Source organism: Acidovorax sp. YS12 (assembly GCA_021496925.1).
In the GTDB taxonomy this organism is placed as follows: domain Bacteria; phylum Pseudomonadota; class Gammaproteobacteria; order Burkholderiales; family Burkholderiaceae_C; genus Paenacidovorax.
This window is the reverse complement of the sequence record CP053915.1, coordinates 4,275,931-4,298,929: the sequence shown is the minus strand read 5'-3', so window position 1 is coordinate 4,298,929 and position 22,999 is coordinate 4,275,931. Positions and strand designations below refer to the sequence as shown.

Here is a 22,999-nt window from a genome sequence, read left to right as displayed (position 1 = left end):
GGCACGCTGGCGATTGAAAGAGGAAACGCTATGTCCTGGCTCGAAAAACTCCTGCCCGCCAAAATCCAGCAAACCGATCCCGCCGAGCGGCGCCAGATGCCCGAGGGCCTGTGGATCAAGTGCCCGAGCTGCGAGACCGTGCTCTACAAGAACGACCTGGAGCACAACCAGAACGTCTGCCCGCACTGCGCGCACCACCACCGCATCGGCGCGCGCGCGCGGCTCAACGCCTTCCTCGACAACGAGGGCCGCTACGAGATCGGCCAGGAGGTCATCCCCGTCGATGCGCTGAAGTTCAAGGACAGCCGCAAGTACCCCGAGCGCCTCAAGGAAGCGCTGGAGCAGACGGGCGAGACCGATGCGCTGATCGTCATGGGCGGCGCCGTGAAGAGCATCAATATCGTGGCGGCCTGCTTCGAGTTCGACTTCATGGGCGGCTCCATGGGCTCCGTGGTGGGCGAGCGCTTCGTGCGCGGCGTCGAGGCCGCGATCGAGCAGAAGGTGCCCTTCATCTGCTTCACCGCCACGGGCGGCGCGCGCATGCAGGAGGGCCTGTTCTCGCTCATGCAGATGGCCAAGACCAACGCCGCGCTCACGCGCCTGGCCAAGAAGGGCCTGCCCTACATCAGCGTGCTCACCGACCCGACCATGGGCGGCGTGAGCGCCGGCTTCGCCTTCGTGGGCGACATCGTCATCGCCGAGCCCAAGGCGCTGATCGGCTTCGCCGGCCCGCGCGTGATCGAATCCACGGTGCGCGTGACGCTGCCCGAAGGCTTCCAGCGCGCCGAGTTCCTGCAGGCCAAGGGCGCCGTGGACCTGATCTGCGACCGCCGCGAGCTGCGCGACACCATCGCCCGCAGCCTGGCCATGCTGCAGCGCCTGCCGGCCGACGCGGTGGCCTGAGAAGGTGTGAGCGCCCCCGCGCCCCGCCGCCAACCGCCGCAAGGCGGTTTTCTTTTTTGATAGCACCTCGCGCTTTCCAGGCAAGGGCTGGAGCCGTTTTTTCCTTATTTTTTCCCATGCATTCAGACAGCCCCCGCGCGCCCTCCTCCACCGCCGCCGTTCTGGCGCTTGCCGTGGGCGGCTTCGGCATCGGCACGGGCGAATTCGCCATCATGGGCCTGCTGCCCGAAGTGGCGGCGGACCTGGGCGTGCCAATCCCCACGGCAGGCCACGTCATCAGCGCCTATGCGCTCGGCGTGGTGGTCGGCGCGCCCGTGCTGGCGGTGCTGGGCGCGCGCCTGCCGCGGCGCGCGCTGCTCATGGCGCTGATGCTGTTCTTCGCCCTGGGCAACTTCGCCAGCGCCCTGGCACCGGGCTACCTGTCGCTGAACCTGCTGCGCTTCGTCACTGGGCTGCCGCACGGCACCTATTTCGGCGTGGCCGCGCTGGTGGCGGCGGGCCTGGCGCCGCCCGGGCGGCGCGCCGCCGCCGTGGGGCAGATCATGATGGGGCTCACCGTGGCCGTGGTGGTGGGCGTGCCGCTGTCGGCCTGGATGGGCGAGGCCCTGGGCTGGCGCGCAGCCTTCGCGCTGGTGGGCGCCATCGGCCTGCTCACGGTGTGGCTGGTGCACCGCCATGTGCCCCACGCACCCGCCCCGGCGGCGGCCAGCCCGTGGCGCGAGCTGCAGGCGCTGCGCCAGCCGCAGGTGTGGCTCACGCTGGGCGTGGGCGCGGTGGGCTTTGGCGGGCTGTTCTCGGTGTTCAGCTACATCAAGCCGACGATGCTCGAAGTGGCGCACCTGCCGCCCCAGGGCCTGCCGTTCGTGCTGGCGCTGTTCGGGCTGGGCATGGTGGCGGGCAACTGGATCGGCCCGAAGTTCGTGGACCGGCACCTCATGGCCACCATCGCCGGCATTCTGCTGTGGGGCGCGGCCGTGCTGGCGCTGTTCGCCCTCACGGTGCCGGTGCTGCCGCTGGCCGTGGCGGGCACCTTCCTGGTGGGCACGCTCGGCGCCCTGGGCCCGGCGCTGCAGGTGCGCCTGATGGACGTGGCGGGCGAGGCCCAGACCCTGGCCGCCGCGCTCAACCACTCGGCCTTCAACGCCGCCAACGCCCTGGGCGCCTGGCTGGGCGGCATGGGCGTGCTGTGGGGCTGGGGCTGGGCGTCCACCGGCTGGGTCGGGGTAGCGCTGGCGCTGGGCGGGCTGGCGGTGTTTGCCGCCTCGGCGGCGCTGCAGCGGCGCGCCGTCTGAAGTGCCCCCTGAGCGGCTGCCCCGGTTTCATGGGCCGTGGGCGGCGCACAGCGGGATGTGTGACTCACTCTCCCTGCGAGCCCCGGTGGGCCCAGGCGGTGGTGCGCTTTTCCACCCAGCTGAACAGCTCGTAGCAGGCCATGGCCATGGCGCCCACCACCATCAGGCCGGCAAAGGCCAGGCCCATCTGCATGGATGAGCCGGCCGACACCAGCAGGTAGCCGATGCCTTCGTTGGCGGCCGTCATCTCGCTCACCGTGGTGCCCACGAAGGCCAGGGTGATGGCCACCTTGAGCGAGCCGTAGAAGTACGGCAGCGAGCGCGGCAGGCCGACCTTGACCAGCACGTCCCAGCGCTTGGCGCCGAGCACGCGCAGCACGTCTTCCAGCTCGGGCTCCAGCGTGGCCAGCCCGGTGGCGATGTTGACCATGATGGGGAAGAAGCTGATGAGAAAGGCCGTGAGGATGGCCGGCCCCACGCCGATGCCGAACCAGACCACCAGGATGGGCACGAACGCTGCCTTGGGCAAGGCGTTGAACGCCGTCATCAGCGGGTACACGGCGGCATAGGCCAGGCGCGAGCTGCCGATGACGAAGCCCAGCAGCACGCCCACCACGATGGCGATGCCGAAGCCCGCCATGGTCACCCAGAAGGTGCGCCAGGCGTGGCCGGCGATGATGCCCTTGAACTCCGCCAGCTGCGTGGCGATGGCCCAGGGGCTGGGGAAGATGAATTCCGACACGTTGAACGCCGCGCACGCCACCTGCCAGACGATGACCACGGCGAGCAGCAGCACCCAGGGCGACCAGCGTTCGACCAATTTCTTGTCCATGGGGAAAGTCCTTCTGCCTGCGCTTACTGGTTGATCACGGCGCCGGCCTTGCGCATGGCGCCGATGTGACCGCGCAGCTCGTGCACGATGTCGGTGAATTCGCGCGTGTAGGTCAGCTCCAGGTCGCGCGGGCGCGGCAGCGCGATGTCGCGGCGCACCACGAAGCGGCCGGGACTCCTGCTCATCACGTACACCGTGTCGGCCAGGAACACGCTCTCGCGCAGGTCGTGCGTGACCAGGATGACGTTGAATTTCTGCTCGGCCTGCAGGTCGCGCAGGATGCACCACAGCTCCTCGCGCGTGAAGGCGTCGAGCGCGCCGAAGGGCTCGTCGAGCAGCAGCATCTTGGGCTCGTGGATGAGCGCGCGGCAGATGGACGCGCGCTGCTGCATGCCGCCCGATAGCTGCCAGGGGTATTTGTCCTCGTAGCCGGCCAGGCCCACCTTCTGCAGCAGGGCGCGCGCGCGGGCTTCGTATTCCTTGCGCCGGGCCTTGAACTGGCTGCGGTGCGGCTCCACGATCTCCAGCGGCAGCAGCACGTTGTCCAGCGTGGTGCGCCAGGGCAGCAGCGAGGGCGCCTGGAACGCCATGCCCGAGATCTTCAGCGGCCCGGTCACCGGCTGGCCGTCGATCAGGATCCTGCCCATGGAGGGCATGCGCAGCCCCGTGGTGAGCTTCATGAAGGTGGACTTGCCGCAGCCCGACGGGCCGACGATGGCGATGAACGCGCCCCGGGGCACTTGCAGGTCGATGGCCTCGACCGCGAAATGGTTGGCGCGCAGCAGTTCGTCGTTGTACGCGAGCCAGACATCGCGGAATTCCACGAAAGGGGCGTCAGCGGGCGGGGTGGAGGATGTCATGGGCAAAACCAGGCCCTGGCGCTTGTGCAGCAAGCGCCAGAAGCTATTGAAACAAGAGCAAATTACTTCTTCGGCAGGATCGCCAGCGCCGCCGCGTCGGGCAGGAAGCTGCCGTTCCACACCGCGTCGGGGTTCACGCGCGTCTTGGTGGCGAAGGCGTCGGACACCTGCGACGCCATCAGCGACAGGCGCGCGGGCACGACCTGCCCGAAGCCCTCGGCGCGCGCATCCGGGCTGTTGACCACGGTGTCGATGGCCAGTTGCAGGCGCCGCGTCTCCAGTTGCGTGTTGACGATGCCGTCGCGCTCCTTCACGTAGGCAATGGCGGCGGCAGGGTTGGCCATCACCTCCTTCGCGCCCTTGGCGAAGGCCTGCAGGAAGGCCTTGATGGCGCCCGGGTTCTCCTTCACCAGCTTCGGGCTGGCGATGATCACGTTGCCGTAGAGCTTCACGCCGAAGTCGGCATAGGGCAGCACCACCACCTCGCTGGCCTTGGCGCCGCGCGCCTCCAGGTTGAGCAGCGAGGTGAAGGTGAAGCCGGTGATCGCGTCCACGTCGCCGCGCACCAGCATGGTCTCGCGCAGCGGCGGGTCCATGGCGGTCCACTGCACGCTGCCCACCTTGTTGGCCTGGGCGAAGATGGGGAAGGCGCGGCGGCCGGCGTCGAACACCGGTGCGCCCAGCTTCTTGCCCGCCAGGTCCGCCGGCTGGGCGATGCCGCTTTTCTTCAAGGCCATCACGGACGCCGGCGTGTTGTTGTAGACCATCATCACGGCCACGGGCTTGTGGGGCGCGTCGGGGTTGTTGGCGTGGAACTCCATGAGCGCGGCCAGGTCGGCAAAGCCCATGTCGTAGGTGCCCGAGGCCACGCGCTGCACGGCGCCGCCCGAGCCGTTGCCCGCATCCACCGTCACGTCGAGGCCTGCGGCCTTGAAATAGCCCTTGGCCGTGGGCAGCAGGAAGAAGGCCGCCGGGCCCTCGAAGCGCCAGTCGAGCTGGAACTTGATGGGCGTGGCAGCGTGGGCGGCGGCGCCTGCCAGCAGCAGGGCTGCTGCAGCGGCGGCTTTCAGGAGGATGCGTTTGGTGTGCATGGCGCGTACCCGCTTGATCGGCAGGAAATAAGGGATGACGCGAAGCACTTTGCAAGAACGATGCCAGCCCGCGACGGCCCCCGATGCACCCGGGTGGTGCGCCATTTGCTATTGATAGAGGAGCTGCTTGCGCTTGCTGGACAAGCGTTTGAGGCCGATTTGGCATGAAAAAGCCCCATGCGCCCTGGACGGGCGCATGGGGCCTTGCACACGGGAGGCCGCGGCGTTCAGCCGTTGCTGCGCCGCGCGGCGCTGCTGGCCACCGCCAGGGCCGTCATGTTGAGCACCCGGCGCACGGTGGAGGCAGGCGTCAGGATGTAGGCCGTGCCGGCCACGCCCATGAGGATCGGCCCCACGGTGACGCCGCCGCTGGTGGTGGTCTTGAGCACGTTGTAGAGGATGTTCGCCGCATCGAGGTTCGGGCAGATCAGCAGGTTGGCCGAGCCGGTGAGCGTCGAGTCGGTGAGGTAGGCGTTGCGCAGGCTGGGCTCCAGCGCGGCATCGCCGTGCAGCTCGCCGTCGCACTCGATCTCGGGGTGGCGCGCCACGAACAGGTCGCGCGCCTCGCGCATCTTGCGCGCCGAGGCGCGCTTGGACGAACCGTAGCTGGAGTGCGACAGGAACGCCACCTTGGGCGGAATGCCGAAGCGGCGCACTTCCTGCACCGCCGCCCAGGCGATGTCGGCCAGCTCCTGCGCCGAGGGGTTCTCGTTCACGTAGGTGTCGGCGATGAACAGCGTGCCCAGGTTGGTCATGAGCGCGTTCAGCGCGGCGTACTGGGCCACGCCGGGCTCGCGCCCGAGGATGCTGTGGATGCGCTCCAGGTGCGTCTCGTAGGTACCCACCAGGCCGCAGATCATGGCGTCGGCATCGCCGAGCTTGACCATCAGCGCGGCGATGATGGTGTTGGAGCGGCGCACCGCCGCCTTCGCCACCTCGGGCGTGGCGCCATCGCGCTTCATGAGCTGGTGGTAGTGCTCCCAGTACTGGCGGAAGCGCGGGTCGTCGGACGGGTCGCAGATCTCCACGTCCTGGCCCGGCTGCATGCGCAGGCCGGCCTTTTCGATGCGCGCCTGGATCACGGCGGGGCGGCCGATCAGGATGGGGCGGGCGATGCCGTCGTCGATGGCGATCTGCGCCGCGCGCAGCGCGCGCTCGTCCTCGCCGTCGGCGTAGGCCACGCGCTTTTGCTCCGCGGGCAGGGCCTTGGCGGCGTTGATGACCGGGCGCATCAGCATGCCGGTCTGGTACACGTAGCGCGACAGGCTTTCCTTGTACGCCTCCATGTCGGTGATGGGGCGCGTGGCCACGCCCGACTCCAGCGCGGCCTGCGCCACGGCGGGCGCAATCTTCAGGATCAGGCGCGAGTCGAACGGCGTGGGGATCAGGTAGTCGGGGCCGAACGACAGTTCCTTGCCGGCGTAGGCAGCGGCCACCTCCTCGCTGATGTTCTCCTTGGCCAGCGCGGCGATCTGGCGCACGCAGGCCAGTTTCATGGCCTCGGTGATCTTGGTCGCGCCGCAGTCGAGCGCGCCCCGGAAGATGTACGGGAAACAGAGAACGTTGTTGACCTGGTTCGGGTAGTCCGAGCGGCCCGTGGCGATGATGCAGTCGGGCCGCACGGCCTTGGCCAGCTCGGGGCGGATCTCGGGCTCGGGGTTGGCCAGCGCCAGGATGATGGGGTTGCCCGCCATGGTCTTGACCATCTCGGCCGTGAGCACGCCGGGGGCCGAGCAGCCGAGGAACACGTCGGCGTCGCACACCACGTCGGCCAGGGTGCGCGCCTCGGTCTTCTGCGCGTAGCGCGCCTTGGACTCGTCATAGCCGCCGGGGCGGCCTTCGTAGATCACGCCCTTGGAATCAACCATGAAGACGTTCTCGCGCTTCACGCCCAGGCCCACCATCACGTCCACGCAGGCGATGGCCGCGGCGCCCGCGCCAGAGACGGCCACCTTCACGGCGCCGATCTCCTTGCCCACCAGCTCCAGGCCGTTGAGCAGCGCGGCGCTGGAGATGATGGCCGTGCCGTGCTGGTCGTCGTGGAACACCGGGATGTTCATGCGCTTGGACAGCTCGCGCTCGATGTAGAAGCACTCCGGCGCCTTGATGTCCTCCAGGTTGACGCCGCCCAGCGTGGGCTCCAGGCTGGCGACGATCTCGATGATCTTGTCGGGGTCGCGCGCGTCCAGCTCGATGTCGAACACGTCCACGCCGGCGAACTTCTTGAACAGGCAGCCCTTGCCCTCCATCACCGGCTTGCCGGCCAGCGGGCCGATGTCGCCCAGGCCCAGCACGGCCGTGCCGTTGGTGATGACGCCCACGAGGTTGCCGCGCGAGGTGTAGTCGAAGGCCTTGGACGGATCGGCCTGGATGTCCAGGCACGGATAGGCCACGCCCGGCGAGTAGGCCAGCGACAGGTCGCGCTGGTTCGACAGCGCCTTGGTGGGGGTGACGGCGATCTTGCCCTTGACGGGGCTGCGGTGGTATTCGAGCGCGGCTTCGCGCAGGGCTTGCTCGGCGGCGGACAGGGGTTTGCTCATGGGACAGTCCAGAAAAATAAGGCTGCCAGCGTGCTGGCTGGCAGCCCTCCATCATAGAACGCGCCAGCCGCCGCCATAATCGGCACCGCAACGCCCGCCTACCCATGAGCGCACACCGTGACCAAGCCCTTGCGACCTGAAATCATCCGCCCGCGCGTGCGCCTGGGCGACGTGGTACCGATCGGCCCAGGCAAGATGGAACTGCTGCGCGCAGTGGCCGAACAAGGCTCGATCTCGGGCGCCGCCCGTTTGCTGGGCATGAGCTACAAACGCGCCTGGTCCCTGCTGAACGAACTGCAGCGCGCGGTACCGGCGCCCCTCATCGAAACCGCCGCTGGCGGCAGCAGAGGGGGCGGCGCCACGGTCACCCCGGCGGGCCTGGCATTGCTGGCGCAATACGACGAACTCGAACGCACCTGCACCCATGCCGCAGCGCCCATCCTCACCAAGATGCGCCGCCTGCTACGGCGCTAGCCGCAGACCACGGCGCCCTTGCGGATTAGCCCTGCAACCGTTATGTCACAATTGCCATAACGGTTGTCCGGAAAAGTGCGATGAAAGCATCTGTACGTCAGGGAAACGAGATTTGGCACGGGGTGGATTTGCGGTGGGCATACGCCGATCTGCTCGGTGGCATCAAACGGCGCACGGGGTGTGTGCACCGCGCATCCGACGTGCTGCATGACGCCTTGATCCGTCTCGCGCTGACGGCGGCCCGCGAACCCATCGCGCAGCCGCATGCCTACCTGCGCACCGTGGTCAGTTCCGTGCTGTCCGACCATCGCCGCAACGACGCACGCTGGATCTCCCTGCCCGATTATGAAGACTGGGTGGCTGAAGGCGACTTTGCCGGCACCACCCCATCGGCAGAACATATTGCACAGTTGCGCGCCGGCCTGGAGGCAGCGCAACGCGTACTCGACCGCCTGCCGGCCAAGCGGCGCGACATTTTCTGGCTGTTCCGCATCGACGGATTCAGTTGCCGCGAGATCGCCGAACGCCTCGGCATTTCCGTGCGCGCCGTGGAAAACCATGTCATGCGCACCATGGTCGATCTGCGCGCTGCCGAGGAACTGGCAGCTTGAGCCGGGTACACGAAGAGGCGGCGCGCTGGTTCGCCCGCATGCACAACGCAGAAGCCGACGACCCGGAGCGGGGCCGTTTCGAAGCCTGGCTGGCAAGCAACCCGGAGCACGCCCGTGAATACGCCGCCTTCGAGAACTTCTGGCAGCGCCTGGACAACGCCAAGAGCTGGGACGCCATCAGCCAGGGGCTGGAGCAGCGGCGCCAGCAGCGCCGGCAGGCGCTCAAGCACGGGCTGAGCGCCGTTCTGCTGGCCGGCCTGGGCGGCGAGGCCATCTGGTGGCAATGGCGCAACACCGCCGTCTGGACCACCGCCCTGCGCAGTGAAACCGGCCAGCCCCGGCGCGGCGCACTCGGCGACGGCAGCCAGCTCTCGCTCGGTGCCGCCAGCGCGGCCGACATCGTCTACAGCCGGGCCGAACGCCGCGTGGCCCTCCAGCAAGGCGAGGCCGCCTTCGACGTCGTGCATGACGGCGGCCGCCCCTTCATCGTCGAGGCCGGCGGCCTGCGCGTCACCGTGCTCGGCACGCGCTTTGCCGTCAATCGGCTCGCCGACCGCACCCGGGTCAGCGTCGATCACGGGCGCGTCCAGGTCGAGACCGGCCCCTTCTGGCGGCGCCAGCGCATCCTGCTGCACAACGGCGAAGTGGCCGAACTCTCCGCGCCGGCCAGCGCACAGGCCCAGCTCGCCCGCGTCCCGCACGACGCGGCCGGCGCCTTTGCCTTCGAACGAGGATTCATCGACCTGCGCAATGCGGACCTTGCCGAAATCGCCACCACCTTCTCGCGCTACCGCCAGGCGCCTGTCGTACTCGCAGGCCCGGCCGGGAAGGATTCGCGCGTGACCGCTTCGGTCAGCGTGGCCGACGCCGAGAGCTTCTTGCGGCTGCTGCCCCAGATGGCCCCCGTCAATGTGCACATCGAGGCCGACGGAACGGCGGTCATACAGCGGCGCTGAACCGCTCCCACAGTGACAGAAGGGAACCTCTCACAACCCCATGATTGACGGATCCGAATAGGCACGATTGGACGCCAGCCGTTTTGAATGCGCGATGAGGCCTTACGGCGGTCTGCACCTCGTGCATTGAGGGGCCTTGCAGCCCCGATGGCTCAGGCTTTCGCTGTGTGCGGACGCACCTGTGCCTTGCAGGTGCCGGGTTGGGGCTTGAAGAACGCATCCACTCCCCGATGCAGGAACGACGCCAGGCGCTTCATGTTGTAGCAGGCAGCCATCATCGTCATCGCCACCGTGGCGCGCGCCTGCCCGATCGTGCGCACGAACTTGCCGCCCATGTGCCGGATGCCGGCAAACGCATGTTCGACCCGGGCACGCTTGCTGGCAATGCGCTGGTTGCGCCGCTTCTGGCACTCGCTCAGGGGCTGGCCCGGCTGGGCCCTGCGCTGCATCGCATCCACGAATCCCAGCACTTGCAGCATCTGGCGCCTTTGGCGGCTCGGGTAGGCCTTGTCCGCATGCACTGCCCGCCCGGTGTTGTGCATGTCCAGCACCTCGTCGAAGTGGTGTCCGTCGTGCTCGCTGGCCGTGCCCGTGGCGATGCGGCGGATGAAGCCGTGCTTGAGGTCCACGCTCACGCTGAGCTTGTAGCCGAAGTAGCTCTTGCCGTGCTTCTTCGTGTGCGTGGCATCCACATCCCTTTGCCGGCGCTCGGCCTCGCTCCAATCGGGCGTTCTGCCTTCGGCCAGGGCCTCGCGCTCCGGCCTGTCCAGGCGCTGGCGCGGCGCGGGCACCAGCGTCGCATCGATGGCTTGTCCGCCCCGGGCCATGTAGCCATGGCGGTGCAGTTGCGCATCCACTCCCTGGAACAGCACCGTGGCCCCATCCACGCCCAGCCGCTCGCCGAAGCGCCAGATCGTGTTGCGGTCCGGCACGTTCATCGCATCCTGCAGCAGGCAAAAGCGCTGGTAGCTCGCCCGATCCAGCAACTGGTACTCCATCTGCTCATCGGACAGGTTGTACAGCCGCTTCAAGACCAGGATGCGCACCATCACCTCGGTGGGATAGGCCGGCCGGCCACCCCGGCGGCCATCGCCACGCTCGATCAAGGCATCCACCAGCCCGGCCAGGGCTCCGAAGTCGATGTGCCGCGCGATCACCTGCAGCGGATCGCCCACCTCGTCCCTCTTGTGCTGGCGCGAGGCCTCGGCGAACAGGTCAAACTTCAGCGCGCTGCGGGGTGTGATCATGGCAAGGGGCGGGTCAGGCTTCTCGGGTCAGGAAGAGAGCGGATGGGTTTTGAGAGGTTCCCAGAAAGCACGCCAACTGAACAGCATGGAGACCCGTGTCGCGTCAACGGTCAGATGCCGGTCTGCACTTGCCCTCGAATTGCATCGCTGCGTTGCATCGCTTGCCCATGCGCTCGGCATGGGCTGCGCACTGCGCCTTGCGCTGCAATCCGATGGCTGCGTGCAGCCTTCGACATCCGACCGTTGACGCGACACTAGGCGAGTTTCCTGAACCCTTTGTTCATTTATTATGCTTGTTCATTTTTTATGAACATGCCGAACAAATGAACTTCAGCAGCATTCTCACCAAGGCGATGGAGGCCACGAGCCCCCCTTTGAGCTGGAAGGTTTGTGAACATGAAGCGCTTGCATCACCCGGCGACGCAGATGCCATCCTCGCACTGCGCATCAAGGAAGGCCCTGCCCATCGATTCGCGGTGGAAGTGAAAACCGTTGTCCGTATCGAAACCCTGGGTGCACAGGAGGCGCGGCGTTCAAAAACCTCCCGTCACCTGAATCGGCTGCTTGTTGTGCCCTACATGTCGAAGAAAAATGCCGCCCTTTTCCAGGATGCCGGGTTGAACTTCATGGACACCGCAGGGAACGCCTTCATCGACGTTCCTGGCTGCTATGTCTTTATCTCTGGCAAGCAACGGCTTGAACAAGAGCCCCCTGGCTCTGGTCATGAGGTAATGGGGTCCGCAAGCGCCTTGCGGGTCATCTTCACCTTGCTGACAGAACCCGACATGCCGGGGCGCCCGATACGTGACATTGCCACAAAGGCGGGGGTCTCCCTGGGCTCCGCTGCGAAGGCGATGGAAGGCCTTCGACGCCTGGGCCACTTGAGCCCCGGTGACACCAAAAGCCGCAGGCTTCTCGCCGCGGACACCCTGCGGACGGAGTGGGCCCGCAACTACCCCATCGCACTGCGCAGCAAGCTCAAACCTCAGCGGTACGCACCGCAAAATGGATGGTGGTGGAAGGATGCAAAACTGCAGCCCGAAGACGCTGCCTGGGGGGGCGAGGTCGGCGCCGCGCTCAAAACCTCATACATCCAGCCCGAGCAGGCCACCATCTATTGTTGGAAGGACCGCGGAAAGCTGTTGATGCAGTATCGCCTGCGGCCCGATCCCAACGGTACGGTTGAAATCCTCGACGCCTTCTGGACGCCTCCCGATTCAAGCGCTGAGCCCATCGCCCCTTTGCTGCTGGTCTACGCGGACCTCATGACCAGCCTGGATAGCCGCAACCGCGACGTGGCAAGCCTGCTGAAAAAGGAAATCTTCGATGCTGAAACGGCTTCCTGACCGCGACATAGACCCTGCCCTGCGCGCGATCCTGACGCAGGCGCGCAGCGCCACCGCGGCGCTGGAAATCCCGTTCTTTGTGGGCGGCGCCATGGCGCGGGACATCACCTTGGTCCACGTCTTCGGGCAGGAGGTGAAGCGTGCAACACGCGACGTGGACCTCGGAATCTATCTTGAGGACTGGGACCGCTTTCAGCACCTGAAGGACGTTCTCGTTGGCACGGGCTTGTTCCACGCCGTGGATGGCAAGCCCCACCGGCTGCACTACGGGGCCCCCAAAGGCATCCCCCTGGATTTGATCCCGTTTGGCCGGATAGAGCACCCTGCGGGCGAGATTGCGTGGCCTCCAGGCAATGACGTGGTGCTCAACGTGGCAGGCTTCGAGGATGCGTTTCGTAGTACGCTGGTGGTAGACCTCGGCGCGGGGCTGGTAGTCAACACATGCTCCCTGCCATCCCTGGCCGTACTCAAGCTCATCGCATGGCACGACCGTCGGAAATTCTCCAACAAGGACGCCACAGATCTGCTGTTCATCGCACAGAACTACGCCGCCGCCGACAACATGGATCGGCTCTACGAGAGGGAGCCGGAGCTGATGGAAGCCGCCGGCTACAACCCCGAATTGGCAGGCGCCTACTTGCTTGGCAAGGATGGAGCCTTGCAGTCGGGAAACGGCACAGCGGCTATCGCCAAAGCCATTCTTGAAAACGCGGTGCTGCAGCAGGAACTGGCCGACCAGATCGTTCGCACGAAAGCGGCATCGCACAGTATCGAGAACGAGCAGAGATATACCCAGTACCTGAAAGGTTTCAGCACGGGCTTCCTCCAGCAATGGGGTGCACCCGGCGCGTAACGGTGGTCGCCATGCATGTCACCACCTGGGCGCGGCCTCCGGGCACGGCGACGAAGGCATCCTGGTGGAGTTGGAAGAACACAGCCAAGCATTCGCGGCCAAGGCCGCTCCGGCAAGAGGGGTTGCTGGGGTTCTAAAAAAAATTTGAGTAGTTTCGGGCGCTGTACCGTCAAGTACAGGTGAGCACATTGCATCTCTTGCCCGGAACCCGCCATGCCTTCCTCCCGCTTCATCTCCCCTATCCGCCCCATTGCGGCGGCCATGCTTTCGCTGGTGGCCGCTTGGGCCCAGGCTGCGCCCCTGGCCATCGATCTGCCAGCCCAGCCGCTGAGCACCTCGATCCAGCAGCTTTCGCGCCAATCGGGGCTGTCCATCGGCGGCAACGCCGCGCTGCTCGAGGGCAAGGCCGCGCCAGCCGTGCACGGCACGCTGGAACCCGCCGATGCCTTGCGCCAGCTGCTGCAGGGCAGCGGCCTGAGGGCGGATCTCGACGGCAACAAGGCCGTCATCCGGAAGGCCGCATCCGTGCTGAAGGAGGTGGTGGTTCATGCGTCGAACATGACGCCGGATCAGAACTTGCAGCGGGACGGCAGGGGAAGCGAAGGCTACCGCGCCGATCTGGTGTCTCGTGCCGGATTTTTGGACCAAACGAAGATTCAGGATTTACCCTACAGTTATTCTGTTGCTTCGTCCGATCTGATCGAGAATGCCGGTACAGAATCGGCGGAGAAAATCCTGAGCATGATGCCCTCACTCCAAACCAATGGAGAAGAGCGCGGAGGCAATGGAGGAAGATACGTTCTTTCTCGTGGATTTTCCCAGAATTGGGCGGTCGATGGCATGGTCAGGGCATTCTCAAACATTACCGGATCGATACCGCTTGAAGACAAGGAACGCATCGAACAACTGTCTGGATTGTCGGGATTTCTCAGCGGCGCGGCCCTGAACATTGGCGGTGTGACGAACTATGTCCTGAAGCGTCCCACGGATAAGCGTCTTGCCAAGGTCACCGCAGGGGCTCCTGGCGGAACCAGCCGATACCTCCATGGCGATTTTGGCGGCCCTCTGGGCGACCGCTTCGGCTATCGAATCAACATTGCGGGACGCGATGGCGATACCTCGATCAAGAACCAAAGCATCCGATCCGATCTCGTCAGCATCGCCCTCGATTTCAAACCGATTGACTCCACGGTATTCCAGGCAGATTACGCCCATTACGACTACAAGATCAACGCTCCGAACTCATCTTGGTCCCTGAGAGGAGCGGTTATTCCTGAAGCGCCAGATCTCAGCGAAACCGGAGCGCCGGAATGGACCTACAGCAAATGGACCACGGATCGGGCCGGAATTAGATTTCGATCGGCCATCAATGATCATCTCGCCGTACGCGGCGGCTTCCAGCATGAGCAAAACATCAACAACTATGTGTATTTTGGCTATGGGAACATCGCGGCGAATGGGTCTTATTCTGGAACTCTGGGCAATTCAAACTCCGATTCCCGCTTCTACAACACGACGGGCCATGCTCTTGCAGATCTCAATTTTGAAACATCCGGCATAAAGCATGCCATAACGACGGGTTATAGCCGCCAGAAAATGTGGGCGAAATTCAATAGCCCAACCAATTCGTACTGGTCAACCATCAACGGCTTCAACTACTATGATCCCGCCGCATCTGCCGCAGCCTTGCAAACGGCATACAACACACTTGCCTCGCAGCCGCCCATCGGAGGCCCATACGTAACATCGTACAGTTATGTCTATGAATCCATCCCGATCGCCGACAGGATCGACATCACCGATCAATGGTCGATCATCCTTGGAGCATCGTATGACAGGATGGGTTTTACCAATTACGACGCCACGACAGGTGCTGAAACCCAAAACTATCGGGAATCCCGACTCTCCCCGTCCGGCTCGATCATCTTCAGGCCTGTCCCGTCCGTCAGTACATACTTCACATACCAGGAGGGACTGACGCCCGGTGATGTCGTTCCCAGCACCTATTTTGACTTGCCGGTAACCAATCCCGGCGCCTCATCGCCCAACGTGCACAAAGGGTATGAGCTTGGCGTGAAATGGGCGATCGGCAAGGCCATGGTGACGTTGGCAGCCTTCGACATGACGCAGGCCAACACCTATTACATGATGAACAGCGCCGGAACCTCCTACACGCACTACGGCAACGGGCGCCAAAAGCACAAAGGCATCGACATAGGCATTTCCGGAAAAGTCACGGAAAATCTGACCGTGTTCGGCGGCGCCATGTCCATGGACGCAAAAATAACCGATCGACCAAATAACCCTGGAGTAGCCGGCCAAATGCCAGCAGGTGTTTCGAAATACATGCAGAAATTGTATGCAGAATATGACGTCACCCATATTCCGGGCCTGACCCTGACCGCTGGCGTGCAGAACTATAGCCGTTTTGTTGCCAGCAACGTGACCACCGGATTGAAATATATCCCAGGCTATACATATGGTTCCATCGGTGCTCGCTATAAAACCGTTCTTGGTGGCTACGATACGACGTTCCGCTTCAATCTGGACAACGTCACGAATGAACGATACTGGTATCCGAGAGGGTCGGGCGCCAGTCCGCTGACGGCAATGTTTTCGGCGACCGTCAATCTCAATTGACCACGGGTGACGTTCAAGAAGCGACGCGGGCGGTCCATCGGAAGGGAAACCGCCTTCCTGGTGGTTCCCCTCTTGGCCGCAAGCATGGCCCTCATGCCGCCTACAGTAGATTTACCCAGGGCTGAAGCAGATGACAGCGGGGCTGCCGCCTAGAGAGTCGTCATCCTGCCGAGTTTTCTTGCCGCTTACGCCACCTTGGATCAGAAACTCGGCCATGTGGCCGGAACATCCCGAATCGAGAAAGCCGACTTCGACAAGGACATCCTTTCGCGCATTTACTCAGACGTGGATGCGATCGTCCCGGTGAACATCCCTCCGGATCCGGAAGCAATGTTGCTGCTGAACCCGGATGCCCTGATCACGCAGGACATCTGGCTCCCCATGCTGAAGGCGGTTGGCCTGCACCGGCTTTCTTCTTACCAATACAGTGCTTCTTTGGATGCCCGGTTGGCACAGTGGCTGGAATTGGGCAATATTTCCGGGAAGATGGCCCGCGCGCAAGCATTGCGCACCCATTTCCTGACAAGCCGCGAAAAGTTGAAGGCCAGCATCGGCTCACGGAAAGAACACCCGCGCGTGGCTTTTTTCATCGGCGGGACCGAAGTCGGCCTCGGCTTCCTTTACGGGGAAATATTGCATTTGAACGGGCTGATCGATGTTCTGGGTGCCATAAACGTCAGCCGGGGAAACAGGATTCGAACGGTACCAACACCAGAATCTGTTGCAGTTCTGGATCCTGATTTTATTTTTCTTGGTTCCGACCTCGCCGCCGACGAAGGAGCAAAGAAACTATATCTATCCCATGAGTGGCAAATCGTTCGTGCCGTCCGAGATAAAAGAGTATACCGGATCCCTCCCTCGCATTTTTTCGCACCGACACTCGACGAGAATCTCCTGCTGCAATGGTTCGCGGAGATCCTCTACCCCGATCTACCCCGCACCCTGCGCTCGGCATACCGCGAAGAATTTCATTTTATTCATGACACGACATTGACGGATGATGATTTAGACAAGCTCCTGTCCCTCGACCAGAACGCAATGTCTGCGGGGTACATGCGGTTTTCCCGGAAGAATGCAATCAACCGCTCACATTGAGCATATATCCAATAAGGAGGTCATCATGGGACGAGAGCTGGGAAAAGTAGCCTGGATGAGGATAGAAGCCAACGCCGCTCCTTGCGCCCATATTTGCCGCTACTGCTGCATCGGCGACAGAACCCCGAAATTCCCCTTCGCCCGCTGGCTATCCTTTGTCGGCCGATTCATTGATTGGGGCAAGGCCCATGGCCCAGAAGGAATCAGCCTCGATGGCGGATTTCTTCCGTCTTACAATTTCGACATAACGACCTTCATCGAGTTCGATGCCTGGTATCAGCGCACCCACGGAAGCAAGATGAAATGGATTCAGCTGGGTGGGCTACCCTTGATGGAGGAATGGCAGATGCGCCATTGGTTGACCGAACGCCAGGCGGTCGGCGCGGAAAACGTCCATGCGTCGTTCGTCGGCCACGGCGCCGTTCACGATCGCTGGAACGGACGGCGTGGCGATTTCGATTTCCTGATGCGCACCCTTCGAACGGCCAGAGAATTAGGCTTTACCAATTCGATCGCGCTTTTTCTAACCAAGAGCAGCCTGCCTCTCATGGAGGAATTGCTTGAAAAACTCGATGCCTTGCCGCCCACATGCGAAGAACGGCACGTGAGACCTTTCTATTATCAAGGCCATGGCGCCCACCGCGAGTCCGAATATATCACCGAGGAGGATCGGGAACGCCTGCCCCGCTGCGTTACCGATCTTATCGGCGAATATTGGAACCTGCGCTCGGAACGCGAATGGATTGAAGTAATACGCAGTGAAAAGCCGGTGCCGACCGACATTGGCCTCCACCTGGTCCTGACTCCCCAAAATATCGATCGCCTTGAGGCCACCGCTTGCGGTGACATCTTCGCCGATCTTGAGGCCCGCGCCCGTGCAACGCTGTCAACACTACCAAGTCTGCATGAATTGGCCGACATCTACGGCGATCGCAATGGGACGAAGATCTTCATGTCCGAGTCCGAAGTTGACCGTCTTTGGCTCCATCGATTCCTGGATGAACATCCCATCGCCTTTGACCGGTCGCTCTTGCACCACCATCTCGGCCGTTCGCTGAAGCCGCCGCCCTTGTCGCATGTGCCTTGATGGAAGCCTTGACGAAAGCCTTATGACTCGCCGAGCCGGTTTTCTTATTCCGCTATCGTTTCTTGGGCTGACATTCGCGGCCAAGGCCGCTCCGGCAAGAGGGGTTGCTGGGTTTTAAGAACGTGTTCACGATCTTTTCATAGAGCCCGTTGCCCCGCAAAAGGGGCAGGTGCAAGGCGCAAAGCGCAGCCGGGCTGGTGGCCCGGCGAGCATTGGCAGCGCCGCAGATCCCCCTTTTGCGGGGGCAACCCTTCGGGCAAGGCAGCAAAAAACCGCACTCGTCGTTGCGCACCTTGACCAGGCAGAGCGCCTGGGCTGCGGCGCGCGCCTGGATTGCGGTTTTTTGCTGCCTTGCGGGCACCAAGGAAAGATCGTGAACACGTTCTAAAAAAAATTTGAGTAGTTTCGGGCGCTGTACCGTCAAGTACAGGTGAGCACATTGCATCTCTTGACCGGAACCCGCCATGCCTTCCTCGCGCTTCACCTCTCCTATCCGCCCCATTGCGGCTGCCATGCTTTCGCTGGTGGCCGCATGGGCCCAGGCAGTACCCCTGGCCATCGATCTGCCAGCCCAGCCGCTGAGCACCTCGGTCCAGCAGCTTTCGCGCCAATCGGGGCTGTCCATCGGCGGCAACGCCGCGCTGCTCGAGGGCAAGGCCGCACCCGCCGTGAAGGGCGCCATGGAGCCACTGGCGGCACTGAACAGGCTGCTGGCAGGGAGCGGATTGGAAGCCATCACGGCAGCAGATGGCTCGCTGGTCGTCAGGAACGGCAGCGTGGCCACCTTGGCAGAAGTATCTGTCATGGCGGCAGCAGCGCCGGATGAAGGAAGCGCGCAGGCAGGGTACAGGCCCGAAACGGCAAAGGCGACAGGCCCCTGGGGCGACAAGCCGATCCAGGACACGCCCTACTCGGTCCACTCGGTGCCAGCCGAGTTGATGGAGAACATGATCGCGCCATCGGCCGACCGGCTGCTGCTCTACATTCCCACCGCAACGCCCGGCGGCAACACCGCCAACAACGGCGGGTATCTGAACGTCGGCATACGCGGCTTTACCAATGCGGAAGTCACCCGCAACGGCATTCCCATGCGCTGGACGTGGCTCAGCACCTCCACCGAAGACCTGGAGCGGATGGAAACCTTGAGCGGCTCCTCGGGCTTTCTGTATGGCGCAGGCAACGTCGGCGGCGTGACCAATCTGGTCAGCAAGCGCCCCACCCCGTACCCCATGCATGACCTCACGCTCGGGAACTACGGCAACGGGCAGTGGTACGCGCACGCCGACCTCGGCGGGCCGATCGGTGAAGATGAAAGGTTCGGCTACCGGCTCAACGTGCTGACCCAGGACGGCGAGACGATGATGCGCGGGCAGCGCAATGCGCGCAACATGCTCAGCGGCGCGCTCGACTGGCACCTCAGCCGCGACCTGCTGGTCCAGTTCGACGCCTCGCACGAAACGCGCAACGTCAACAAGCCCGACAACTATCTATTCATCTGGGGCGCCAGCGCGTATCCGTCCGCGAAGGACGTTGACAACCGGCGCCTGTTCACCAACGACGGGACTTACAGCGACCTCACTGCAAGGCGCCTTGGAACGAACCTCACCTGGAGCCCGTCCGATGCGCTCGCCGTGCGGGCCGGCTACCTCAGGGTCTGGGAAACACAGGATTACAAAACCGCGACGTACTGGATCGACGACGTAGGCGGGGCCTACATCGACTCGGCCAAACTCGTTGACTCCAAAAGCTGGAGCGATGGCGGCTATCTCTATGCCGACCTGAAATTCAGGGCCCTTGGAATCAACCACAAATTGACGTTCGGGATGAACACCAGCGCCATGGAAGTCCACCCCTACAAGGATGGCTACAACTGGCAGGAGTTCTATTTTCCAGACCTGGCCACAGCGTTGAACACCCCCGAGGTCACATGGCCCGAACTGGGCCAGCAAGGGCGGTACGTCAGCATGCGGCAGCGCTACACCAACACGCTGGTCGGCGACGACATCGCCTTCAACGAACGCTGGTCGGCCCTGGTCGGCATCAACCACGCAAGCATCAAGACCTACGCATACAACACCAGCGAAACGGCCACATCGTCCTATGACAGTGCCGCAACCACGCCGACGGTCTCGCTGATTTTCAAGCCCCGCCCCGATCTGTCGCTCTACGCGACCTATATGCGCTCTCTGCAATCGGGCATGCAGGTCGCCACGGGCGCAAGCCCGCCGTATACCAACGCGGGCCAGTTCCTGCCGCCCACCATCGGCAAGCAGATCGAGATCGGCGCCAAGGCCACGCTGGGCAGCATGCTGCTGACCGCCGCGCTGTACCAGATCGACCAGGCCAATCTGTATGACGACAACCATGCCAATGGCACGCGGACACGCACGCAGGACGGCCGCCAGGTTCACCGGGGCATCGAACTCACGGCATCCGGAAAGGCAACCAAAAACCTGACCCTGTTCGGCGGCGCCAGCTTCATCGACGCAAAGATCACGAAGACGAATCTGGCGCGCGACCAGGACAACGCCCCCACCTTCGTTCCGAAGGCAAAGCTCTCCTTGTACGCAGAGTACGCGCTGCCGTTCCTGCGCAGCCTGTACCTCACGGGCGGCGCATCGTACAGAAGCTCGGTGGAGTACGTACCCGCCCTCAAGGACTACCGGGCAACCAGCGCGGGGTACGCCGTGGCAGACCTGGGCCTGCGCTACGAAACCCGGCTCTACGACAAACCGGCCATCCTCCGGCTGGGCATATCGAACCTCTTCGACAAGCACTACTACATCAGCGTGGGCCCCGCGCTGGGAGCGCCCCGCACCGTGGCCTTTTCGACCACGCTCAAGTTCTAGTGCCGCGTCGCCAGCGCCCCTGTTTTCATTTCACTTCAACCCCAAGGAACTGCCATGACTTTCCCCTTGCAAGACACGCCCACAAACAGCGAACTCGCCGGTGCAGGCGTCTATATCCGCAACCTGCCGTGGCTGCACGACACGCCGGTGGCGTTCTACTTCCGCGAGATCCACGGCAAGCTGCTGCACCACATCGCGCGCGAGAAGATCTCCATCAAGGGCTGGTCGCTGGACATGCTGGGCGGCTTCAAGTCGCGGCTGGAGGCCAGCGAGAGCTTCGACGGCCAGAGGAAGTCCTGGCTGCTGCGCCACGGCAAGGACCTGATCACGCTGGTCGAGGTGCTCGACGGCTGGGCCGAGATCCTCACCGCCGGCAAGGATTACGCGGCCGTGCATGAAACCTGCGCGGCCATCGCCCGCCAGGTGGGCGACGACAAGGACGATGCCGTCGTCCCCATCACCTTCTGGGCGCTGGACCCGGACAAATACCCCAAGGCGATGATGCGCAAGCTCGACACGCCCCGCTGGGCCGACCTCAGCGGCAACTACGCCGCCGAGGTGACCGAGGGCATGGAGCGGCTGCTGGCGCTGCGCGACTGCCCGAAGGAACGCATGATCCTCTGGCACGGCGCGCCCGGCACCGGCAAGACGCACGCGCTGCGGGCGCTGCTGCGCGAGTGGCAGCCGTGGTGCGACGCGGCCTTCATGACCGACCCCGAGCGCTTCGTCGGCGGTTCGCCGACCTACATCTTCGACGTGGCCAATTTCAACGGCGGGCGCACGGCGCGCGAGGCCCGCCAGCGCAGCAAGCTGATCATCCTGGAGGATGCCGGCGAGCTGATGACGACGGAAGCGCGCGTCACCACGGGCCAGGGCCTGTCGCGGCTGCTGAACATGACCGACGGCCTGCTGGGCCAAGGGCTCAAGGTGATGATCCTGATCACGACCAACGAGCCGCTGCGGGCCATGCACCCGGCCGTGATCCGCCCCGGCCGCTGCCTGAGCGAGATGGAATTCGGCGCGCTCTCGCCGGACAAGGCCAACCGCTGGCTGCGCGAGCATGGCTCCAACGCCCATGCGCATGCGCCCACCACGCTGGCGCAGCTCTACTCCATGCTGGCCTGATGGCCCGGCCAGGCGTGGCGGCACCGCTGCAGCAGCTGAACTGGATGGCCGTTGCGGCCATGGCGGTGCTGAGTGCTGCGGTGCTTGTGATTGCCGCGCGGCCGCCGCACGCCCGCGTGGCGGCGCCGTCCCCCGGCACCGTGGTCGAGGACTTGCGGCAGCGCCGCGTGCGGCTGGACGTTCCGGCGCGGCGCGTGATGTTCGACCAGCCCATGGTCTGGCACTACATGACGGTGGACGAGACCGACGCGCACGTCGCCACGCTCTACCCCTACCTCTGGCGCGAAGCGCGCAACGAGCTGCTCACCCGCCTGTTCCCGGGCTTCGCGCGGCGCACGCCGCTGATCATCCGCGCGGAGACGAACATGCTCAGCATCGAGCAGGTGCTGATCGAGGAGCCCGACGCGGTGATTACCGGCGAATGGTTCGGCAGCCTGCTGGAAACGACAGGCTACCCGGCCGTCATCGAACTGGATGACCGCGACGAGCCCGACCGGGCCTCGCTGTTTCGCCTGATCGGCGCGATGACCGGCAAACCCGGCCGCGCCGAGGCGCTGCTGACGCGCTACCGCCACGCCATCGCGCGTGTGGGCGCGGGCGTGCCACCGGGGACGAAGCCAGTGGATGTGGTGATCGTCAGCAGCGAACAGTTGTACGTGGTGAGCGGGCGGCAGGCATCGCTGGACGCACTGCTGCGCACCGCAGGTGCACGCAACGCCGTAGAGCAGGCCCGCCCGTTCAATGGTGCGGCCAACGTCGAGGAACTGTACCGGCTCGATCCCCAGGCCATCCTGCTTCTTTCTTCACCCTACCATTCATTGGCACCGCAGACCTTGTACGAAAACCCTGCGCTGCGTGCGCTGGATGCAGTACAGCAGCGGCGTGTGTACCGTATGCCGACGGGCGCCTCGCGGATGGCCGGGCCCGTCGAAGCCCCGCTGCTGGTGTCGTGGATGGCACGGCTGCTGCACCCCGGAGGGCGATGGAGAACTTCGCTGCGCGGGGAGATCACCGACGCCTACCGCGAGGTCTACGGCCACGCCTTCACCACACACGACTTCGACACCATGCTGCACCCGCGCGACAACGCGGGCGCTGCCGGTTTCGAGCGCCTGCTGGACGGCGCGCCAATCCAGACGAGCGAAACGAAAGGGGAAGACCGTGGCACGGCCTTGGCGTACTGATGCCACGGAAACCA

19 protein-coding genes are annotated in these 22,999 nt (G+C 64.2%); 13 read left to right on the top strand and 6 right to left on the bottom strand.

Annotated elements, in window-relative coordinates:
* The first annotated feature begins 30 nt into the window (after nt 1-30).
* The gene (locus YS110_19255) at nt 31-903 is read left to right on the top strand and encodes an acetyl-CoA carboxylase carboxyltransferase subunit beta (protein ID UJB66750.1); all 873 of its coding nucleotides are present in this window, start codon (nt 31-33) and stop codon (nt 901-903) included.
* A 116-nt stretch (nt 904-1,019) separates the two neighbouring features.
* Entirely contained in the window at nt 1,020-2,195 is a 1,176-nt protein-coding gene (locus YS110_19250; protein UJB66749.1) for an MFS transporter, read from the top strand.
* Nucleotides 2,196-2,259: 64 nt separating this feature from the next.
* On the opposite strand, the gene YS110_19245 is transcribed toward YS110_19250, so the two are convergent.
* From YS110_19245 to YS110_19230, 4 genes are all read right to left on the bottom strand, one after another.
* Nucleotides 2,260-3,027, bottom strand: coding sequence for an ABC transporter permease (locus YS110_19245; GenBank protein ID UJB66748.1), 768 nt, complete (start codon nt 3,025-3,027; stop codon nt 2,260-2,262).
* A gap of 23 nt (nt 3,028-3,050) precedes the next feature.
* On the bottom strand, nt 3,051-3,887 hold the full coding sequence (locus tag YS110_19240) for an ABC transporter ATP-binding protein (GenBank protein UJB66747.1): 837 nt from the start codon (nt 3,885-3,887) through the stop codon (nt 3,051-3,053).
* 62 nt (nt 3,888-3,949) lie between these two features.
* On the bottom strand, nt 3,950-4,978 hold the full coding sequence (locus YS110_19235) for an ABC transporter substrate-binding protein (GenBank protein ID UJB66746.1): 1,029 nt from the start codon (nt 4,976-4,978) through the stop codon (nt 3,950-3,952).
* Between the two features lie 227 nt (nt 4,979-5,205).
* Nucleotides 5,206-7,518 (bottom strand): NADP-dependent malic enzyme, encoded by a 2,313-nt coding sequence (locus tag YS110_19230; GenBank protein UJB66745.1) that lies wholly within the window; start codon nt 7,516-7,518, stop codon nt 5,206-5,208.
* A 195-nt stretch (nt 7,519-7,713) separates the two neighbouring features.
* Here YS110_19230 and YS110_19225 point away from each other — a divergent pair, with 195 nt between their 5' ends.
* The 3 genes from YS110_19225 (at nt 7,714) to YS110_19215 (ending at nt 9,559) form a co-directional block, all read left to right on the top strand.
* The gene (locus tag YS110_19225) at nt 7,714-7,992 is read left to right on the top strand and encodes a LysR family transcriptional regulator (protein UJB67521.1); all 279 of its coding nucleotides are present in this window, start codon (nt 7,714-7,716) and stop codon (nt 7,990-7,992) included.
* Nucleotides 7,993-8,072: 80 nt separating this feature from the next.
* Nucleotides 8,073-8,603: a sigma-70 family RNA polymerase sigma factor gene (locus YS110_19220; protein ID UJB66744.1), complete on the top strand. Its 531-nt coding sequence runs from the start codon at nt 8,073-8,075 to the stop codon at nt 8,601-8,603.
* Nucleotides 8,600-9,559 (top strand): FecR domain-containing protein, encoded by a 960-nt coding sequence (locus tag YS110_19215; GenBank protein UJB66743.1) that lies wholly within the window; start codon nt 8,600-8,602, stop codon nt 9,557-9,559. The genes YS110_19220 and YS110_19215 overlap by 4 nt, the downstream gene beginning before the upstream one ends.
* 152 nt (nt 9,560-9,711) lie before the next feature.
* Here YS110_19215 and YS110_19210 read toward each other — a convergent pair whose 3' ends face one another.
* The gene (locus tag YS110_19210; GenBank protein ID UJB67520.1) at nt 9,712-10,803 is read right to left on the bottom strand and encodes an IS5 family transposase; all 1,092 of its coding nucleotides are present in this window, start codon (nt 10,801-10,803) and stop codon (nt 9,712-9,714) included.
* A 326-nt stretch (nt 10,804-11,129) separates the two neighbouring features.
* Here YS110_19210 and YS110_19205 point away from each other — a divergent pair, with 326 nt between their 5' ends.
* The 5 genes from YS110_19205 (at nt 11,130) to YS110_19185 (ending at nt 17,827) form a co-directional block, all read left to right on the top strand.
* Nucleotides 11,130-12,152 (top strand): hypothetical protein, encoded by a 1,023-nt coding sequence (locus YS110_19205; GenBank protein UJB66742.1) that lies wholly within the window; start codon nt 11,130-11,132, stop codon nt 12,150-12,152.
* Nucleotides 12,133-13,005 (top strand): nucleotidyl transferase AbiEii/AbiGii toxin family protein, encoded by an 873-nt coding sequence (locus tag YS110_19200; protein ID UJB66741.1) that lies wholly within the window; start codon nt 12,133-12,135, stop codon nt 13,003-13,005. The genes YS110_19205 and YS110_19200 overlap by 20 nt, the downstream gene beginning before the upstream one ends.
* A 213-nt stretch (nt 13,006-13,218) precedes the next feature.
* Nucleotides 13,219-15,645 (top strand): TonB-dependent receptor, encoded by a 2,427-nt coding sequence (locus YS110_19195; protein UJB66740.1) that lies wholly within the window; start codon nt 13,219-13,221, stop codon nt 15,643-15,645.
* 195 nt (nt 15,646-15,840) lie between these two features.
* Nucleotides 15,841-16,740 (top strand): ABC transporter substrate-binding protein, encoded by a 900-nt coding sequence (locus YS110_19190; GenBank protein ID UJB66739.1) that lies wholly within the window; start codon nt 15,841-15,843, stop codon nt 16,738-16,740.
* A gap of 25 nt (nt 16,741-16,765) precedes the next feature.
* Nucleotides 16,766-17,827: a hypothetical protein gene (locus YS110_19185; protein ID UJB66738.1), complete on the top strand. Its 1,062-nt coding sequence runs from the start codon at nt 16,766-16,768 to the stop codon at nt 17,825-17,827.
* A 52-nt stretch (nt 17,828-17,879) separates the two neighbouring features.
* Here the strand turns inward: YS110_19185 and YS110_19180 are convergent, their stop codons facing one another.
* Nucleotides 17,880-18,311, bottom strand: a complete 432-nt coding sequence (locus YS110_19180) for a hypothetical protein (protein UJB66737.1) — start codon at nt 18,309-18,311, stop codon at nt 17,880-17,882.
* Between YS110_19180 and YS110_19175 the strand changes: the two genes are divergently transcribed.
* From YS110_19175 to YS110_19165, 3 genes are read left to right on the top strand one after another with little or no spacing between them, the layout of a single operon-like run.
* Entirely contained in the window at nt 18,292-20,676 is a 2,385-nt protein-coding gene (locus YS110_19175; GenBank protein UJB66736.1) for a TonB-dependent receptor, read from the top strand. The genes YS110_19180 and YS110_19175 overlap by 20 nt on opposite strands.
* Before the next feature lie 54 nt (nt 20,677-20,730).
* A complete protein-coding gene (locus YS110_19170) occupies nt 20,731-21,801 on the top strand; it encodes an AAA family ATPase (GenBank protein UJB66735.1) in 1,071 nt (356 codons plus the stop codon).
* On the top strand, nt 21,801-22,985 hold the full coding sequence (locus tag YS110_19165) for an ABC transporter substrate-binding protein (protein UJB66734.1): 1,185 nt from the start codon (nt 21,801-21,803) through the stop codon (nt 22,983-22,985). Before YS110_19170 ends, YS110_19165 begins: the two co-directional genes overlap by 1 nt.
* The last annotated feature ends 14 nt before the right edge of the window (nt 22,986-22,999 follow it).

What these genes read in the sequence shown, in the direction of transcription:
- YS110_19225 (UJB67521.1), top strand. Translation starts at nt 7,714, where the DNA reads ATGGAACTGCTGCGCGCAGTGGCCGAACAAGGCTCGATCTCGGGCGCC.
- YS110_19175 (UJB66736.1), top strand. Translation starts at nt 18,292, where the DNA reads ATGCCTTCCTCGCGCTTCACCTCTCCTATCCGCCCCATTGCGGCTGCC.
- YS110_19220 (UJB66744.1), top strand. Translation starts at nt 8,073, where the DNA reads ATGAAAGCATCTGTACGTCAGGGAAACGAGATTTGGCACGGGGTGGAT.
- YS110_19195 (UJB66740.1), top strand. Translation starts at nt 13,219, where the DNA reads ATGCCTTCCTCCCGCTTCATCTCCCCTATCCGCCCCATTGCGGCGGCC.
- YS110_19205 (UJB66742.1), top strand. Translation starts at nt 11,130, where the DNA reads ATGAACTTCAGCAGCATTCTCACCAAGGCGATGGAGGCCACGAGCCCC.
- YS110_19230 (UJB66745.1), bottom strand. Translation starts at nt 7,518, where the DNA reads ATGAGCAAACCCCTGTCCGCCGCCGAGCAAGCCCTGCGCGAAGCCGCG.
- YS110_19185 (UJB66738.1), top strand. Translation starts at nt 16,766, where the DNA reads ATGGGACGAGAGCTGGGAAAAGTAGCCTGGATGAGGATAGAAGCCAAC.
- YS110_19200 (UJB66741.1), top strand. Translation starts at nt 12,133, where the DNA reads ATGCTGAAACGGCTTCCTGACCGCGACATAGACCCTGCCCTGCGCGCG.
- YS110_19170 (UJB66735.1), top strand. Translation starts at nt 20,731, where the DNA reads ATGACTTTCCCCTTGCAAGACACGCCCACAAACAGCGAACTCGCCGGT.
- YS110_19240 (UJB66747.1), bottom strand. Translation starts at nt 3,887, where the DNA reads ATGACATCCTCCACCCCGCCCGCTGACGCCCCTTTCGTGGAATTCCGC.
- YS110_19165 (UJB66734.1), top strand. Translation starts at nt 21,801, where the DNA reads ATGGCCCGGCCAGGCGTGGCGGCACCGCTGCAGCAGCTGAACTGGATG.
- YS110_19255 (UJB66750.1), top strand. Translation starts at nt 31, where the DNA reads ATGTCCTGGCTCGAAAAACTCCTGCCCGCCAAAATCCAGCAAACCGAT.
- YS110_19235 (UJB66746.1), bottom strand. Translation starts at nt 4,978, where the DNA reads ATGCACACCAAACGCATCCTCCTGAAAGCCGCCGCTGCAGCAGCCCTG.
- YS110_19250 (UJB66749.1), top strand. Translation starts at nt 1,020, where the DNA reads ATGCATTCAGACAGCCCCCGCGCGCCCTCCTCCACCGCCGCCGTTCTG.
- YS110_19245 (UJB66748.1), bottom strand. Translation starts at nt 3,027, where the DNA reads ATGGACAAGAAATTGGTCGAACGCTGGTCGCCCTGGGTGCTGCTGCTC.